The sequence below is a fragment of the Arthrobacter ipis genome, from assembly GCF_014694315.1.
GTDB classification, from domain to species: domain Bacteria; phylum Actinomycetota; class Actinomycetes; order Actinomycetales; family Micrococcaceae; genus Arthrobacter; species Arthrobacter ipis.
This window is the reverse complement of record NZ_JAAOXD010000007.1, coordinates 377592-394014: the sequence shown is the minus strand read 5'-3', so window position 1 is coordinate 394014 and position 16423 is coordinate 377592. Positions and strand designations below refer to the sequence as shown.

General features: G+C 66.6%; 12 protein-coding genes, 1 tRNA gene and 1 rRNA gene (1 of these 14 running past the window's edge). 7 read left to right on the top strand and 7 right to left on the bottom strand.

Going from position 1 to position 16423, the window contains the following annotated elements:
- Together rrf and G9E11_RS16785 are read left to right on the top strand one after the other, a co-directional pair.
- Positions 1–87: ribosomal RNA gene (rrf, locus tag G9E11_RS21695) — 5S ribosomal RNA — on the top strand; it begins 25 nt to the left of the window's first position.
- A 734-nt stretch (positions 88–821) separates the two neighbouring features.
- Positions 822–1310 (top strand): SRPBCC family protein, encoded by a 489-nt coding sequence (locus G9E11_RS16785; protein ID WP_190607764.1) that lies wholly within the window; start codon positions 822–824, stop codon positions 1308–1310.
- Positions 1311–1317: 7 nt separating this feature from the next.
- Here G9E11_RS16785 and G9E11_RS16780 read toward each other — a convergent pair whose 3' ends face one another.
- Together G9E11_RS16780 and G9E11_RS16775 are read right to left on the bottom strand one after the other, a co-directional pair.
- A complete protein-coding gene (locus G9E11_RS16780) occupies positions 1318–2331 on the bottom strand; it encodes a LacI family DNA-binding transcriptional regulator (protein WP_190607762.1) in 1014 nt (337 codons plus the stop codon).
- 3 nt (positions 2332–2334) lie between these two features.
- Positions 2335–4086, bottom strand: a complete 1752-nt coding sequence (locus G9E11_RS16775; RefSeq protein WP_190607760.1) for a glycoside hydrolase family 13 protein — start codon at positions 4084–4086, stop codon at positions 2335–2337.
- Between the two features lie 224 nt (positions 4087–4310).
- Here G9E11_RS16775 and G9E11_RS16770 point away from each other — a divergent pair, with 224 nt between their 5' ends.
- The gene (locus G9E11_RS16770) at positions 4311–5681 is read left to right on the top strand and encodes an FAD-binding oxidoreductase (RefSeq protein ID WP_190607757.1); all 1371 of its coding nucleotides are present in this window, start codon (positions 4311–4313) and stop codon (positions 5679–5681) included.
- Between the two features lie 69 nt (positions 5682–5750).
- Here G9E11_RS16770 and G9E11_RS16765 read toward each other — a convergent pair whose 3' ends face one another.
- The 5 genes from G9E11_RS16765 to G9E11_RS16745 form a co-directional block, all read right to left on the bottom strand.
- A complete protein-coding gene (locus tag G9E11_RS16765; protein WP_203219257.1) occupies positions 5751–6962 on the bottom strand; it encodes an amidohydrolase family protein in 1212 nt (403 codons plus the stop codon).
- Positions 6963–6972: 10 nt separating this feature from the next.
- The gene (locus G9E11_RS16760) at positions 6973–8391 is read right to left on the bottom strand and encodes a DUF4032 domain-containing protein (protein WP_102973129.1); all 1419 of its coding nucleotides are present in this window, start codon (positions 8389–8391) and stop codon (positions 6973–6975) included.
- A 121-nt stretch (positions 8392–8512) separates the two neighbouring features.
- Positions 8513–9595, bottom strand: a complete 1083-nt coding sequence (locus G9E11_RS16755; protein ID WP_190607753.1) for an ABC transporter ATP-binding protein — start codon at positions 9593–9595, stop codon at positions 8513–8515.
- Between the two features lie 231 nt (positions 9596–9826).
- Positions 9827–10654, bottom strand: coding sequence for a trehalose-phosphatase (otsB, locus tag G9E11_RS16750; protein ID WP_190607750.1), 828 nt, complete (start codon positions 10652–10654; stop codon positions 9827–9829).
- A complete protein-coding gene (locus tag G9E11_RS16745; RefSeq protein WP_414635203.1) occupies positions 10644–12170 on the bottom strand; it encodes an alpha,alpha-trehalose-phosphate synthase (UDP-forming) in 1527 nt (508 codons plus the stop codon). The genes otsB and G9E11_RS16745 overlap by 11 nt, the downstream gene beginning before the upstream one ends.
- Positions 12171–12349: 179 nt before the next feature.
- Between G9E11_RS16745 and G9E11_RS16740 the strand changes: the two genes are divergently transcribed.
- The 4 genes from G9E11_RS16740 to egtB all read left to right on the top strand — a co-directional run bounded on the left by G9E11_RS16740 (position 12350) and on the right by egtB (position 16423).
- Positions 12350–13240 (top strand): DsbA family protein, encoded by an 891-nt coding sequence (locus tag G9E11_RS16740; RefSeq protein ID WP_190607748.1) that lies wholly within the window; start codon positions 12350–12352, stop codon positions 13238–13240.
- A 161-nt stretch (positions 13241–13401) separates the two neighbouring features.
- Positions 13402–13475, top strand: a tRNA-Thr gene (locus G9E11_RS16735).
- Between the two features lie 316 nt (positions 13476–13791).
- A complete protein-coding gene (locus G9E11_RS16730; RefSeq protein WP_190607746.1) occupies positions 13792–15084 on the top strand; it encodes a glutamate-cysteine ligase family protein in 1293 nt (430 codons plus the stop codon).
- The gene (egtB, locus tag G9E11_RS16725; protein ID WP_190607743.1) at positions 15074–16423 is read left to right on the top strand and encodes an ergothioneine biosynthesis protein EgtB; all 1350 of its coding nucleotides are present in this window, start codon (positions 15074–15076) and stop codon (positions 16421–16423) included. Before G9E11_RS16730 ends, egtB begins: the two co-directional genes overlap by 11 nt.

Below are 16423 nucleotides of genomic sequence, written 5' to 3'. Positions count from 1 at the left end.
GGTCCCATTCCGAACCCGGAAGCTAAGACCCACAGCGCCGATGGTACTGCACCCGGGAGGGTGTGGGAGAGTAGGTCACCGCCGGACACTCATTAAGGCTCAGGCCCCGACACTAACGTCGGGGCCTGACCCATTTAACCCCCAGAGCCACACCACCCCGGCCCCGCCAAACCCTTCCCTCAGATCCTGCAGCTCTTCCCCGGACGCGTCCTCACGTCCTGCGGCTTTTCCGCGGACGCGTCCTCACGTCCTCCGGCTTTTTCGCGGACGCTCGATCATCAATTCCTGACACGTTCTTGGTACTGCGTATCGCGTTGAACCGGCCCAGCGCAGGGATTGCTGCTGCGGCGGGTTCGGCGGTTGCCGCTATGGCATAGGCGGCCCTTATCGGCGTGGGACTGGCGGCGACACCATGGGTACCGCGATGATCTTGGGCTCAGTGGAAGCGGTCATCGCATTCGCCTACCTGGCTGTCGTCGCGGTCATCGCTTACAAAGCGATGAACTGGTTGCGGCGCCCAAAGGGTGAGCGCCGGCGTCGAACGCGTCAGCAGGGGCATCATCGCCACCATGGGCGCCGGCGTTATTGCCTCCGGTGCGAGCAGCTAGCCCCGCTACCTTAACGGGGTCCTCAAGCAGTTCGGGCGCGCGCGGCAGAACGGTCAGAGCGTTTGAGGCGACGGGATGTGAGGAAGCGTCCGGGCTGAGGCGACGGGATGTGAGGAAGGGTGCGGGTTGAGGCGACGGGATGTGAGGAAGGGCGTGGGTTGAGGCGAGCGGATGTGAGGAAGCGTAGAGTTGGGGACGGTAGAGTTGGTAGCCATGGAAAATCTCTTCAGCCACGCCGCCGGCAATGAAGCGCCTGAGCCCGTAGATAACCTGGACCCCGTCATCTGCAGTGCTGTTGTCCCCGGGCCCGTGTCCCGCGCATTCATAGGGTTCACCGACCACACTCATCTCTGGTGGCCCATGGAGACCAACAGTGTGTATGGTCCGGGCTCCTACGTGGAGTTCGAGGAGAACCTGATCCTGGAGACCGCGGACGACGGCCGGGGCGCCACCTGGGGAACCATTGACGACTGGCAACCTCCGCTCTCTTTCCACGCATCCTGGTATCCCGGCAGCACCGCGTTGTGGTCAACCGAGCTGCGCGTCGTGTTCCGCGGCGTGGTGGAAGGCACCGAGGTGCGGGTAGTCCATGACGGCTGGGAAGGGGCCGAGGATCCGGCCGGCACCCGTGCCGCCTGGGAAAAGGACTGGCCGGAAGTTCTGGGCCGGTACGCAAGGTTCATGGGCGGCGCTGCTGAGTAGCGGCAACCTAAGCCGGGGGTACCGCGGTGCTCCGCCGAACCACAAAACGTGTTGGGTATTCGGTGTTCGCAACGGCCCCGTCCGTTCCGCCGTCGAGCCCTTCGAGCAGCAGGCGTACAGCCAAGGCTCCCTGGCCGCGTGGATCCTGATCGATCGTGGTCAGGCCGAACAGTTCACCCAGTTCGTGCCCGTCCATGCCGATCACCGACAGGTCTTCCGGCACCCTAAACCCAAAGTCCCGTGCCGCCAGGATGGCTCCGACCGCCATCTCGTCCGAGGCGGCAAAGACGGCCGTTGGCCGTTCCGCGGTTCCACCCAGCAGGTCCCGTGCCACGGCGTAGGCACCCTCCGTGGTGAAGTCCGCTGTGACTACCCATGACCGCCGCACGGGTAGTCCTGCGGCCTTCATCGCCTGCTCATAGCCTGCACGCCGGGTACGTGGGATCTTGAAGTCCTGCTCATACACCGAGTCGCCCGTGAGGTGCGCGATCCGGCTGTGGCCGAGCCGGATCAGGTGGTTGACGGCCGTCTCCGCCAGTCCGTGGTCGTCAATTCGGATGGTGGAGGCTCCGGGCAACGGTCCGCCGATGCCCACCAGCGGCCGCTGGATAGCCAGCATCTGGCCGATCTCGTCCTCCGTCAGCGCCAGTGCCACCGCAATGACCGCGTCCACGCGTTTCCGCAGCAGGAAGTCCTGGAGAATGCTCCGGCGCCGGACCGCCCCCTCCGTGATGTTGTAGAGCGTCAGGTCATAGCCGGCGTCGAGGAGAGCTGCTGATACGCCCTCCACCACCGAGGCGAAGTACCAGCGGCGGACCGTGGGGACCACGAGGCCGATGTTGCGGGTACGGCCGGAGGCGAGGCTGGATGCCTGATAGGAGGGCACGAATCCAAGTTCGGCCGCGGCGGCCCGGGCACGCTCCCGGCTCCCCGGCGACACATGCCCCCTGCCGCTCAAGGCGCGCGAAACGGTGGCTATGGAAAGCCCGGCCCGTTCCGCAACGTCCTTGATGCCGGCCATGGCTCAGATCGCCGGTGCCTCTGCAGAGATCCGCAGCCAGACGGTTTCCCCCGGGCCCAAGCCGAACCGCTGGTCCTCCTCGCCAACGCCCAAGCGCGGCGAACTGCGGAGCACGACCTCGCCGGCGGGCAGTTCCAGAGGATCGCGACCCGTGTTCATGACCACCAGGATGTCCCCGTTGAGGAATGCCAGGGACGACGCGGTGCACCATTCCTCAGCCCAGGCGAGGGAACCGCGCCCAAGGTCCAGTTCCCCGCGGACAGTCAGCATGCGGCGGTACAGGTTCAAGTGCGACGACGGGTCCCCTGCTTGGGCATCCCGCGCCAGTTTCGCGAAGCTCTCCGGCTGCGGGAGCCAGGGCTGGTCGCCGTCGCCGAAGCCACTGTGGCGTTCGGATGCCTTCCACGGCAGCGGGACCCTGCATCCATCGCGTCCCAGCCGGGCGCCGCCGGTGCGCGCAAATGTCGGGTCCTGCCGCTGGTGGTCCGGGATATCGATGCCATCAGGCAGTCCAAGTTCTTCGCCCTGGTACAGGTAGGCGCCGCCGGGAAGCCCCAGCATGAACATAGACGCCGCGGCGGCCCGGGTCCTGCCCAGCTCCTCGTCCGGCTGGGGGTCCTGGGGGCCGATGCCGTCCCCGTCCCGTGGCCCCGACCAGTCGTACCCGAAGCGGGTGGCGTGCCGGACGACGTCGTGGTTGGACAGCACCCAGGTGCTGGGGGCACCCACGGCATCCAGGGACGTCAGGGACTCGGTGACGATGTGGCGCAGGCGGGGGAGGTCCAGGCCCGCGTGGAGGTAGGGAAAGTTGAAGGCCTGGTGCATTTCGTCGGGCCGGACCCAGTGGGCCAGCCGTGGGAGGGGGTCCACGTTGGCTTCCGCGCAGAGTATGCGGTCGGGGCCGTACTCCTCGAGAATTTCGCGCCAAGCGCGGTAGATGTCGTGCAGGGCCGGCTGGCCGAACATCGGTGCCTCGTGTCCGGGGAAGCCGTCGGAGCTGCTGCCATCCGCGCGCCCGCCCCAGGCGGGAAGGCCCGGGGCCTTGACCAGGGCGTGCGCAACGTCCACGCGGAAGCCGGAGACGCCCCGGTCCAGCCAGAAACGCAGGATGCGTTCGAACTCGTCATGCACGGCCTGGTTGTCCCAGTTGAAGTCCGGCTGCGATGAATCAAAGAGGTGCAGGAACCACTGGCCTGGAGCGCCATCGGGTTCGGTGACGCGGGTCCAGGCGGAACCGCCGAAGTGCGATTCCCAGTTGTTGGGCGGTTCGTTGCCCTCGGCGCCCTGGCCGTCCCGGAAGATGAACATCTCCCGTTCGGGGCTGCCCGCGCCGGCCGCCAGCGCGGCTTGGAAATCGCGGTGCTGGTCGGAGCAGTGATTAGGAACCAGGTCCACGATGACGCGCAGGCCCAGGCGGTTCGCCTCAGCCACCAGGCCGTCGAAGTCCCCGAGCGTGCCGAAGATCGGGTCGACGTCGCAGTAGTCGCTGACGTCGTATCCGGCGTCGCGCTGCGGTGAGCGGTAGAAGGGCGAAAGCCAGACAGCGTCCACGTTGAGCTCGGCAAGCTGCGGCATCTCGGCGGTGATCCCCGCGAGGTCACCGATGCCGTCACCGTTCATGTCCCGGAAGGAGCGCGGGTACACCTGGTAGATGACAGCTGACCGCCACCAGCCGTGCGCGTTGTCCGGGGCATGGATGGGCGTCCGGACACCGGCCAGCGGCGACGCCGAGTGCAGAAACGAGTCAACAGACATTGGCCAATCTTAGAGGCGGGAGGGCAACTAATGAAAGCGCTTACACCATTCAAATGATTGACAATTGTGGTCACGGCACGGAGCCATGCGGTCACGCCAAGAGACGAAATTGGAAACGCTTCCAGCATCGGGCCCAACAGCCCCTCCTGCGATCGAGCCAAAGGGGCCCGTGGTGTGGTCCACATGACATCTAGACTGAAGCAAAGAAATTGGACGGGAGACCCATGGGCAGCATCGCCGACGAACTGACATCAATCCTGGGGCCGCGGAAGGTTCTCCGGGACGAGGCCGCACTCGCTGTGTACGCGGTGGACCAGGCCCCGGTGGTGGACTACCGGCTGCCGGCCGCCGTGGTTCTGGCAGAGTCCGTCGACGACGTCCAGGCCACCGTCAAAGCCTGCGCCGCCCGGAACGTGCCGCTGGTGCCCCGCGGTGCCGGGACCGGAGTCTCGGGAGGCGCCCATGCCAGCGAAGGGTGCGTTGTCCTTGGCCTGGAACGGATGAACCGCATCCTGGAGCTGAACGCGGACGACGAGACCGCCGTCGTCGAGCCTGGCGTTATCAACGCCGACCTGAACGACGCCGCCGCGGCGCACGGGCTCATGTTCGCTCCGGATCCTGCAAGTTTCAGGATCTCCACCATCGGTGGCAACGTGGCCACCAACGCCGGCGGCCTGCGGTGTGCCAAGTACGGCGTGACACGGGATTCCGTGCTGGCCCTGGACGTGGTTCTCGCGGACGGCTCGCTCCTCCACACAGGGCACCAGACTTTCAAAGGCGTGGCGGGCTACGACCTGACCGGGCTGTTCGTGGGGTCGGAGGGCACGCTGGGCATCGTGGTCGGCGCAACGGTTCGGCTCAAGTACCTGCCCCGCGAGGTGCACACCATCGCCGCGTTCTACCCCGGCTTCCGGCAGGCGGCGGCCGGCGTGCTCGCCGTGGGCAAGGCCCGCGTGCAGCCGGCCATCATGGAACTGCTCGACGGCGGATCGCTGGCCCAGCTGGACGAGCTGCACGGCTCGGATCTTGCCTCGCGCGGAGCTTCGCTGCTCCTGGTCCAGACGGACGGCTTCGGGGCGGCGGCCGAGGCCGACGTCGTGCGTGAAGTGCTGGCGGCCGGCGGCGCGGTGGTCACCACCGAGGCCAGCGCCGAGGCTGAGCATCTGGTGGAACTGCGGCGCAACAGCAGGGGCGTCGAGGTGGATGACCAGTACCGCGTGGGCGAGGACGTTGCCGTGCCGCGTTCCAGTCTGGTGGACTACGTGGCGGCGCTCGAAGCGCTGTCCGGGGCCCACGATGTCAGGCTGAAGGTGGTGGCCCACGCAGGGGACGGGAACCTGCACCCCACGTTCTGGATTGACCGCGTGAACGATGAGGTGGACGCCGGTGCCATGCTTCGCCTGAACACGGCGCTCGATGCGTCCATCGTGGCAGCCCTGGAAATGGGCGGGACCATCACGGGCGAGCACGGCGTGGGGCAGTACAAGCTGCGCTGGCTGGGCCTCGAGCAGCCGGAGCCGCTCCGCGAGCTGCAGCGCCGGATCAAGAGCCTCTTCGATCCCGCCGGCATCCTGAACCCGGGCAAGGCGATCTAACGGAGGGTCTGACGGAGGGCGATCCAGCGGAAGGCAATCCAACGGAGGGCGGCGGAGCCCCCGGCAGCCCTAGACCAGTTCCAGGCCATCGGCGACAACCCTGCCCCGGTGGATCACGGTGCGGTCGGTGCCCCGGTCCATGACCGCGGAGGCCACCGTCTCGCCGTCGAGCAGCAGCAGCTCGGCGGGGTCGCCCGCGGCAAGGCCGGGGCGGTGCGCCGTGCTATTGAGCCGCGTCGCTGACGGGTCCAGGACGCTGGCGCCGCCGACCGTGGCGATGGCAAGGCAGTGCCCGATCAGTTCGTCCCTGCGGAAGCCGTGCGTGAAGGCCAGCTGCCAGGTGCGGTCCAGCATGTCCGTGTTTCCGTATGGGGACCAGTAGTCGCGCTGGCCGTCCTCGCCAAGGCCCACCCGGACACCTGCCTCGGCAAGCATCGGGAGGGGGAGCTGGCCGGCTGCTGGCGGTGCCACCGACGCCATGGAGATATCCAGGTCGGCGAACTCATCGATCAGCCGCCGCGTGGTGGCCTCGGAGACGCTGCCCAGCTGGTAGGCGTGGGACATGGTCACCTTGCCCTGCATGCCCAGGGCGCGGGTACGCTCAAGCACCAGATCTGTGCTGAAGACACCCAGTTCGCCGGGTTCGTGCAGGTGGATGTCGATGGGGACCTGGTACTTCTCAGCCAGCCCGAAAACGATGTCGAGGTGCCGGGCGGGGTCGCGGTCCAGACTGCACGGATCGATGCCGCCCATGACGTTTGCGCCAGCCTTCAGCGCCTCTTCCATCAGCGGGATGGTGCCCTGCTCCCGCAGGAGACCGGCCTGCGGGAAGGCGATGATCTCGACGTCGGCCCGGTCTTTGAAGTGATCCTTGGCTGCCGCGACGGCGTCGAAACGCTCCAGACGGCAATCCACATCGACCTGGGCGTAGGAACGGACCCGGGTGGTGCCCCGCGCGATCATTCGGCCGAGGGTGTTGTTGACGCGGTCCTGCAGCGGGACCTCGGCGTTGCGCCAGTTCAGCCGGTCGTTCATCATCATGGTCCACACGCCCGGCCCGCCCGTGTGCTCGCGAAAAGGCAGCCCGATGCGGGTGGAGTCCAGATGGACGTGGACGTCGGAGAAGGACGGCACCAGCAGCCGGCCGCGGCCTTCGACGACGGCTGCCGCAGCCGGTCTCGCCGGGCGGTGCGGTTCGACGGCGGTGATCTTGCCGTCCGTAATGAGGACGTCGCTCAGCGACTGTCCCCACGGCCGGACGGCGCGGATCAGGGTGGTCAAACGCAGTGCCTCAGTCGTCGGCGTCGGGATAGTCGTCCTCGGTCTCATCGGCGCCGTACCGGGATTCCTCGGTCTCCACGGCGAGGATCTTCAGCAGCTCCGTGTCCGGGTTCAGCATGATGGCGGCCTCGTCGCGGCGGTGGCGCAGGATGGAGTCGATGTAGGACTGGACGGCCTCGGCCAACGGGATGTGCCGTTCCTGCTTTTCGGACATGTACCAGCGGTGCTCCAGCACCTCGTGCACGGCTTCGGCGGGTTCGAGCTTTCCGGAGAGGTCGCGGGGGATGGACCTGACGATCGGCTCGAAGATCTGGCTGACCCACAGGTGTGCGCTGTATTCCTCGTCCATCTCCGGGTTGTTGTCGGCCCGGAAGGTGTCCATGTCGTTGAGCAGGCGGCGGGCCTGGTTCTCCTGGGCGTCGAGGCCGGTCAGGCGCAGCAGGCGGCGCATGTGGTGGCCGGCGTCGACGACCTTCGGCTGCAGCTGGATGGTAGAGCCGTTCTGGGTGGTCTTGATCGCGTACTCTTCGACGTCGAAGCCGAGCTCGTTGAGCCGGCGGATGCGGGCGCCGACGCGCCAGCGCTCGCCCAGTTCGAAGGATTCCTTGGCGGTCAGCTCGGTCCAGAGGCGACGGTAGCTTTCCATGATGAGTTCACTGGTGGCCACGGGGTCCACCTTCTCCTCGATCAGCCCGCCGTCGAGGAGGTCCATGAGTTCACCGGCGATGTTGACGCGGGCGATCTCCAGGTCGTACTCGCGCTGGCCCGTGGAAAGGTCCGGGTACAGTTCACCGGTTTCGGCGTCCACCAGGTAGGCGGCGAAGGCGCCGGCGTCCCGGCGGAACAGGGTGTTGGAGAGCGAGACGTCGCCCCAGTAGAAGCCGATGAGGTGCAGGCGGACCATCAGCAGCGCCTGGGCGTCGATGAGCCGGGTGAGCGTGTCCTTGCGCAGCATCTGCGAGAAGAGCGCGCGGTACGGCATGGAGAACTTCAGGTGGCGGGTCACGAGGACCGGGTTCAGGGGACGGCCGTCGGGGGTGGTGCGGCCGGTGATGACGGCGACGGGTTCCACGCAGGGCACATCCAGGCGCGCGAGCTTGCGGAGCATGTGGTATTCGTGGCGGGCCACGTGCTCGGACGTTTCCTTGATGGCGATGACTGAGCCGCCGAGGTGGGCGAACCGCACGATGTGCCGGGAGATACCGCGGGGGAGCGCGGCCAGGTTTTCCGCCGGCCAGTCCTCGAGCGCTATGTGCCAGGGCAGGTCGAGGAGCTCGGGGTCGGCGGCCGCGGCCGTGATGTTGAGGTTGCTGGCGACCGAGGCTGCCTTGTCGTCGTTGGCGCTGGCGGCTTCGAACCGCGGCAGTTTGCCGATCTGCCCGTAGTCGGTGGGTTCATCGTGCCACTGCGCGTTGTGTTCCTCGGTCATGACTCAATTCTTCCGTATTTTGCAGGGGGCACCTAAAGGGGACAGCGGTTAACGCCCGACGGCGGCCCCTCCGGTTTAGGGGAGGGCCGCCGTCGGGTTTTGGCTAGGGAGCCGGTGGGGACTAGTCGCCCAGGCGCTCGCCGGTCTTGGTGTCGAACAGGTGCACGTGGCCGGACTGCGGACGGACCCAGAGGGACTCGCCCTTCATCGGGGGGCGGCGGCCGTCGACGCGGGCCACGATGTCGTGGGTCTTGCCGTCCAGCGTGGTGTGGCCGTAGACGTAAGCGTCGGCACCGAGCTCTTCGACGACGTCGACCTCAACCTGGATGCCTTCGCCCTGGGGTGCGGTCTCGAGGTCTTCGGGGCGGCTGCCCAGGGTGACAGTGGCGCCGTGTGCCTCTTCGAGGATGTTGCGCGGTACCGGGTAAACGGTGCCGCCGAACTGGACGCCGCCGTCGACCACGGGAAGTTCGAGGAGGTTCATGGCGGGGGAGCCAATGAAGCCTGCAACGAAGACGTTCTTGGGGCGGTCGTACAGGTTGCGGGGGGTGTCCACCTGCATCAGCAGGCCGTCCTTGAGCACTGCAACGCGGTCGCCCATGGTCATGGCCTCGACCTGGTCGTGGGTCACGTAAACCGTGGTGACGCCCAGGCGGCGGGTGAGGGAAGCGATCTGGGTGCGGGTCTGGACGCGGAGCTTGGCGTCCAGGTTGGAGAGCGGCTCGTCCATGAGGAAGACCTGCGGGTTACGCACGATGGCGCGGCCCATGGCGACACGCTGGCGCTGGCCGCCGGAGAGTGCCTTGGGCTTGCGGTCCAGGTACTGCTCAAGGTCCAGGAGCTTTGCGGCTTCGCGGACCCGCTCGGCGCGCTCTTCCTTGCTCACGCCGGCGATCTTAAGGGCGAAGCCCATGTTGTCCGCCACGGTCATGTGCGGGTACAGGGCGTAGTTCTGGAAAACCATCGCGATGTCGCGGTCCTTCGGCGGAACGTCGGTGACGTCGCGATCGCCTATGAGGATCCGGCCGGCGTTGACGTCCTCGAGGCCTGCGAGCATGCGCAGGGAGGTGGACTTACCGCAACCGGAGGGTCCAACGAGGACCAGGAATTCGCCGTCGGCGATTTCGATGTTGAGCTTGTCAACAGCGGGCTTTTCAGTGCCCGGGTACAGACGCGTAGCGTTGTCAAAAGTAACTGTTGCCACAGTTATCAATCCCTTCACCGGCAGGTACGTGCCGGACGATCCGTAGTGAATGGTTCATGTAATTCAGTTATGCCCTACATGATGACTCCCCGGCCGGGGCCGAGGAGCATCGAGTGACGCCGCACGGTTCCTGTGCGCCACATCACAAAGAAGAGTATGTCAGATTTATCGCGAATCGGACAAAATGTTACGGACGTCACAAGTGAGATGCGCCGCAGGGCTGCCACCGCGCTATGCGGGAGTGACGGCCTTCCGGCGTTCCCGCAGCAGCGCCTCGAGGAGTTCGGCGATGTGGACCGGCGCCTCAACCCGGAACTGTGCCTGGGTGAAGTCGAGGCCCACTTTCACGCCGAGGTCGTCCTGCCCGAGGCGGGCCAGGGCGTCCTCGTCGGTGGTGTCGTCGCCAGCGAAAAGCACGCCCGTAGCGCCAGTGGCCTGCCGCAGGAAGTCAACGCCTTCACCCTTGGACGCATGCACCACGGATGTCTCAAGGACCCGTTTTCCGTTCTTGAGGTAAACACCCGGGCGGTCCTGGAGTGCGGCTCGGGCAGCGGCTACGGCGTCCTCTGCAACGTCGTCAGCCGCCAGCCGGGTGTGCAGCACAACGCCGGCGGGCTTTTCCTCCAGGACGGTCCCGGGGGCCAGTTCCACTATTTCCGTCAGGATGTCCCGCACCTCCTCGAGGAGCGACAGCTGCGCGGGGTCGAGCGTCAGCGGCGCAGAGCCCGGACCCAGCCACGCCTCGGCGCCGTGGCTGCCGATCAACAGGGTCTCCTCCGGCGGGGAGGCGACCGCCCGCAGACTGTCCAGTGCCCTCCCGGAGATGAGTGCCGTCGTCGTACGCGGTAGAGCGGTCAGTTCGGCGAAGGCAGCAGCCGAGCGGGGGAGCGGGCGTGCGTCCCCGGCGTGGTCCACGATGGGGGAGATGGTGCCGTCGAAGTCCATGGCCACCAGCAGGTGGTCCGTGCCGGCGATGCGGCGCACGGCGTCCAGCAGTTCGGGGGACAGCGTCAGCCGGGTGCTGCCGGCCTCTTCGGTGTGCTCTGCCTCAGGAGTCATCGCGGATTACCTTCTCGTTCAGGGCGTTCAGGAAGTCGGCGGACCAGTGGTCGACGTCGTGGTCCAGGATCTGCTTGCGCATGGAGCGCATGCGGCGGGCCGCTTCCTTGGGGGGCATGTTGACGGCCCGCATCACGGCATCCTTGAGTCCGTCGATGTCGTGCGGGTTCATCAGCAGCGCCTGCTTGAGCTGGTCCGCGGCCCCGGCGAATTCGCTGAGCACCAGGGCGCCGTCGTTGCCGGTGCGGGCCGTGACGTACTCCTTGGCGACGAGGTTCATGCCGTCGCGCAGCGCCGTGACCAGCATGACGTCGGCCGCCAGGTAGAGCGCCACCATCTCTTCCACCGGGTAGCTGTGGTGCAGGTAGCGAACGGCTGTGTTCTCGATGGTGTCGTAGGTGCCGTTGATGTGGCCCACGGTGCCCTCGACCTCTTCACGCAGGAGCCGGTACTGCTCCACGCGCTCGCGGCTGGGGCTGGCAACCTGGATCAGCGTCGCGTCGCCCACCTTGAGCTTGCCCTCGTTCAGGAGCTCCTCGTAGGCCTTGAGGCGGTGGCCGATGCCCTTCGTGTAGTCCAGCCTGTCCACGCCGAGCAGGATGGTCTTGGGGTTGCCGAGGTCCTGCCGGATCTGGCGGGCGCGTTCAATGATCTCAGGGTTCTTCGCCAGTTCGGTGATGTGCTGGACATCGATGGAAATGGGGAAGGCCTGGGCGCGGGCGATGTGGGTGAGATCGCCGTCGGCGTCCTTGACGTGGACCTGCTGCTGCTTGACGCTGGCGCCCAGGAATCGCCGGGCCGAACGCATGAAGTTGCCGGCGTCGCTGCTGCGCTGGAAGCCCACCAGGTCGGCCCCCAGCAGGCCGTCGATGATGGCCTGGCGCCAGGGGAGCTGCGCGAAAATCTCCGGCGGCGGGAACGGGATGTGGTTGAAGAACCCGATCCTCAGGTCCGGCCGGGCCTGGCGCAGCATCCGCGGCACCAGCTGGAGCTGGTAGTCCTGCACCCAGACGGTTGCGCCCTCATCGGCAGTACGGACGACGGCGTCGGCGAACCTTTTGTTCACCGTGCGGTAGGCGTCCCACCAGGTTCTGTGAAACTCCGGCGGGGCGATGACATCGTGGTAGAGGGGCCACAGCGTCGCGTTGGAAAAGCCTTCGTAATACAGCTCAACGTCGTCGCTGCTGAGCTGGACCGGGACAAGGTCCATGCCGCCGTGGCTGAATGGCTCCACTGTCTCGTCCGCGGCACCGTGCCAGCCCACCCAGGCGCCGTCTGTCCTGGTCATCATGGGAGCAAGGGCGGTGACCAGGCCGCCGGGGGAGCGCCGCCAGCCGGAGCCGTCGTCGCCCGGCTCGCCGGGGGCGCAGCGGTCCACCGGCAGGCGGTTGGAGACCACCATGAAGTCGTACTTGGTGGCATCCTTCGGACCGTCCTTGGTGGCGTCCGAGCTGCTGCCGGGCAGGGCCGCGCTTTCCGTTTTTGTGTCGGATTTGTCGCTTACAGCTCCGTGCATTGGGGCTCCCTGAGGTTGCTTGTGACTCCCATCAACCCTATCGGGCCGGAATCTTCGGGGCCATTCGTCCGTTGGTCAGGCTGAAGGAAATACTTGAAAGCGCAAGCTCCGGGTTCTCCCCTAAACTGGGGGAGTTGGCCCCGGGTGGTCCGCACCTGTCCGTACGACACGAGGAATTAATGAGCCCCGCAAACGAACCCCGCCAGTCCAAAGCAGAACGCACGGCCGACGCACGCGAGAAAGCCCGCGAAATCCGCGAGGCACAGCTTAAAAAGGACAAGCGGAACAAACTGCTCATTGGCTGGGGCATCGTGGTCGCCGTCGTGGCCATCCTTGCCGTCGTCGCGCTGGTGGTGACCAGCAGCCTTAAGAACAACGCCCCGGTGGCGGACCAGGGCCCCACCCCTTCCAACGGAAACGTCCACGGCGGCATCACGCTGCTCAAGGGCACGGAGGTGGCGAAGACCGATGCTGCGTCCGTGAACGTGGCAGACATTCCGTCACCGGCGGCCTCGGCACCTGCCACCGTTAAGGCCCCGGGCGCGGAAGCCGAGAAGGGCAAGCCGGTGAAGGTTGTCCTCTACATTGACTTCATCTGCCCCGTCTGCAAGAACTTCGAGGCGACGTACAACGAGACCCTGACGAAGCTGCGCGACGAAGGCAAGATCACCGTGGAGTACCGGGCTCTGGGCTTCCTGGACACCCGCTCCACCACCAACTACTCCTCCCGTGCGGCCAACGCCGCCGCCTGCGTGGTGAACGAATCCCCCGAGAAGTATTCGGCCTTTGTGGACACGCTGTTCGCCAACCAGCCGGCCGAAGGCGGCGCCGGGCTCTCCGACGACGAACTGAAGAAGTTGGCCACGGACGTCGGCGCCAAGAGCATCGACTCCTGCGTCGAGAACAAGACATACCGTCCCTGGGTCAAGTACGCCACCCAGGAAGCCGCGGCCATTGGCGTGAGCGGTACGCCGACGGTCCTCGTGGACGGCAAGCAGTGGGGCAAGGGCGACAGCGCCCAGACCGAATTCCCGGCCTTCGTCGAGGCGGCTATCAAGGCCAAGGCTTAGACGTTCTTTAGGGGCAGCGGCCCGGCGTCCGGCTTTCCGGGCGCCGGGCCACTGTTCTGTTCAACTGGTTGTGCGTTTGTTGCCGCGGCCCGTTTTTACGGGCGGGCGGTCCTTGGGCTAACCTTATCTAGCGCCGTCACGGCGCCTGCCCTGACGGGCGCGCCTCCTTAGCTCAGTTGGCCAGAGCACCGCTCTTGTAAAGCGGGGGTCGTCGGTTCGAATCCGACAGGGGGCTCTTATCTTGGCTTTGTTCTGCGGGTTTAGTCCCCGCTCTCATGGAGTTTTTGTCCACGTATCGTGACTTCCAGGCGCTTTAGAGGCCGTTATCTGCCAAAAACTCGGGAGAGAACCAACGGAAGTACGACGTCGGCCGGTCACCTTCGGAGGTGGCCGGCCGGCGTCGTTCTGGTGAGGTCAGCCGACATGCCCTGGTGGGGGCCGCCCGTCCGGTCCTCCGTAGCACTTTTGCGCGCCCGCATAAACCGTTGACAAGGCCGGAAGGGGGCTGTTTAGCTTGCCGCCTGAAGACACCGACGTCGAAGGAGTGATACGTGACCTCCGCTTTGCAGGCCGGGCGCGACATCCGCCCCCTTTCCGAGTCCGACGCCGAAGTCTATGTGGCCTCCGTGTGCTTTAAGACCGGACCGCCGGGTGCTGCCGGGGTGGAGGTCGAACGGCTGGTCCACGACGCTGCCGATCCACAGACCCCGGTTACGGTTGCGCGTGTGCGTGAGGCCATGGCGGCCTCGGCGGGGGCGCTGCCCGGCGGGGGAATGATCACGTTCGAACCCGGCGGCCAGCTGGAGGTGAGCTCCGCCTGCGCCCCCGATCTTCCGGCTCTCGTCGCCGCGACGCGGAAAGACCTCGCAGCCGTTGAGAACCGGCTTTCGGACGCCGGCCTGTTCTGCGGTCCGGTCGCTTTGGATGCTGGACGCCCGGCTGTGCGGTCACTGGAGCATCCGCGCTACGCCTCCATGGAGCGGCACTTCGACGGCTCCGGTCCCGCCGGACGGACCATGATGTGCTCCACCGCCTCACTTCAGATTTCCCTGGAAGCCGGATTCGACAGTCCCGCATCCACCGGCGCGGCGCAACGCTGGGCACGACTGCACAATCTCCTGCCGGTCCTCATCGCCATGTTTGCCAACTCGCCCTTCCTTCACGGCATCCCCAATGGCTGGCACAGCAACCGTCAGCGCACCTGGCTGGGCATTGACCCGACCCGGACCGCCGCCGTCCCCCGTTCGGAGGATCCCAGGTGGGGGTGGGCGAACTACGCGCTCGACGCGCTGGTCCTCTGCATCCCGTCAGAGGGGCTCCGTTGGGATCCGCCCAAGGGGCTGACAATGCGGGACTGGTTGCACGGGAAGGGGCCCAGGCCTGCAACACTGAGCGATCTGGACTACCACCTCACAACTCTTTTCCCGCCCGTCCGTCCACGCGGATTTCTGGAACTCCGGGTGATCGATGCACAGGCGGGCCATGACTGGGAGCCCGTCACGGCGATAGTCGCCGCGCTCATGGACGACGAACAGGCTGCCGACCTCGTCGCAGATGCCTGTGCACCCCTTGCGTCGCTGCCCGACCCGATGAGGACTGCCGCCCGTGAGGCGTTGACGAATTCGGCTCTCGCCGCGGCCGCCCGGCTCTGCGCCGAGGCGGCGCTCAACGCGCTGCCGCGCCTGGGGGCGGACGCCACCACCCGGAGGCTGGCCGAAGACTTCATCGGGCGCAATACGGCGAGGGGCCGGAGCCCGGCCCAGGAGCGGCTGGACCTGTGGCACAAAACCGGCAGCTGGTTTGCCGAACCGGAGCGGAGGGAGGCTTACGTTGATGCCAATTGACCTGCCCGGGGCCCCTGCCGACCCCGAAACGCTCAGGACCTTCATCGCCGAAGGGCTGGAACGTGCCCGGAACCGCACCCATGCACTGACCGACTGCGACGACGAAGATCTGCTTAGGCAGCACTCGCCGCTGATGTCACCGCTGGTGTGGGACCTCGCGCATGTAGGAAGCCAGGAGGAAATCTGGCTGGTACGCGATGTGGGCAAGATGGAACCGCTGCGGTGCGATATCGACGAGATGTACGACGCGTTCCAGCACTCCCGCAGCAGCAGGCCCTCGCTGCCACTGCTCTCACCCGCGGAGTCCCGCAGGTACATCGCCCAGGTCCGTGACAAGGCGCTCGACATCCTGGAACGGACGCCCTTGGAGGGTGCAGCGCTTGTGCACCGGGGCTTCGCGTTCGGAATGATCATCCAGCACGAGCAGCAGCACGACGAGACGATGCTCGCCACGCATCAGCTCCGGACCGGCGCCCCGGTCCTCCACGGCCGGCCCCTGGATGCCGGCATCCGCGCCTCGGACCTGCAGGCTTTGGCCAGGGAGGTGCTGGTCCCTGCGGGGGAGTTCACCATGGGGACATCGGTGGAACCATGGGCGCTGGACAATGAACGCCCGGCACATACCGTGAAGGTGCCCGCCTACTGGATTGACACCGTCCCGGTGACCAACGGCGCTTACCGGCACTTCATCGAAGACGGTGGTTACCGGAACCCCCGCTGGTGGAGCCAGGACGGCTGGAAGCACTGCATTGAAGCCGGTTTAGTGGCTCCCAAGTACTGGGAACGCGACGGCGACGGGTGGTGCAGAACCAGATTCGGCGTCGTGGAACGCGTTCCGGACGATGAGCCGGTGCAGCACGTGAACTGGTTCGAGGCCGACGCGTATGCGCGCTGGGCCGGGCGCCGGCTCCCGACCGAAGCAGAATGGGAAAAAGCAGCCCGCTACGATCCCCGGTCAGGGCGGTCCCGTCGCTACCCCTGGGGCGACGACGATCCTGCACCCCATCACGCCAACCTCGGCGGTGCAGCGCTCCGGCCGGCCCCGGCCGGTTCCTTTCCCGCGGGAGCCTCTCCGCTGGGGGTGCGGCAACTCATTGGCGACGTCTGGGAATGGGTTTCAAGCGACTTCCGCCCGTATCCGGGATTCACCGCCTTTCCATATCCGGAATACAGCGAGGTGTTCTTCGGGTCCGACTACAAGGTGCTCCGGGGCGGATCCTGGGCGGCGGATCCGGCCGCCTGCCGGGGCACGTTCCGGAACTGGGACTACCCCATCCGCCGGCAGATCTTTACCGGATTCCGCACGGCGCGTGACGCGTCACCGGCGGAGGGTTGCTAG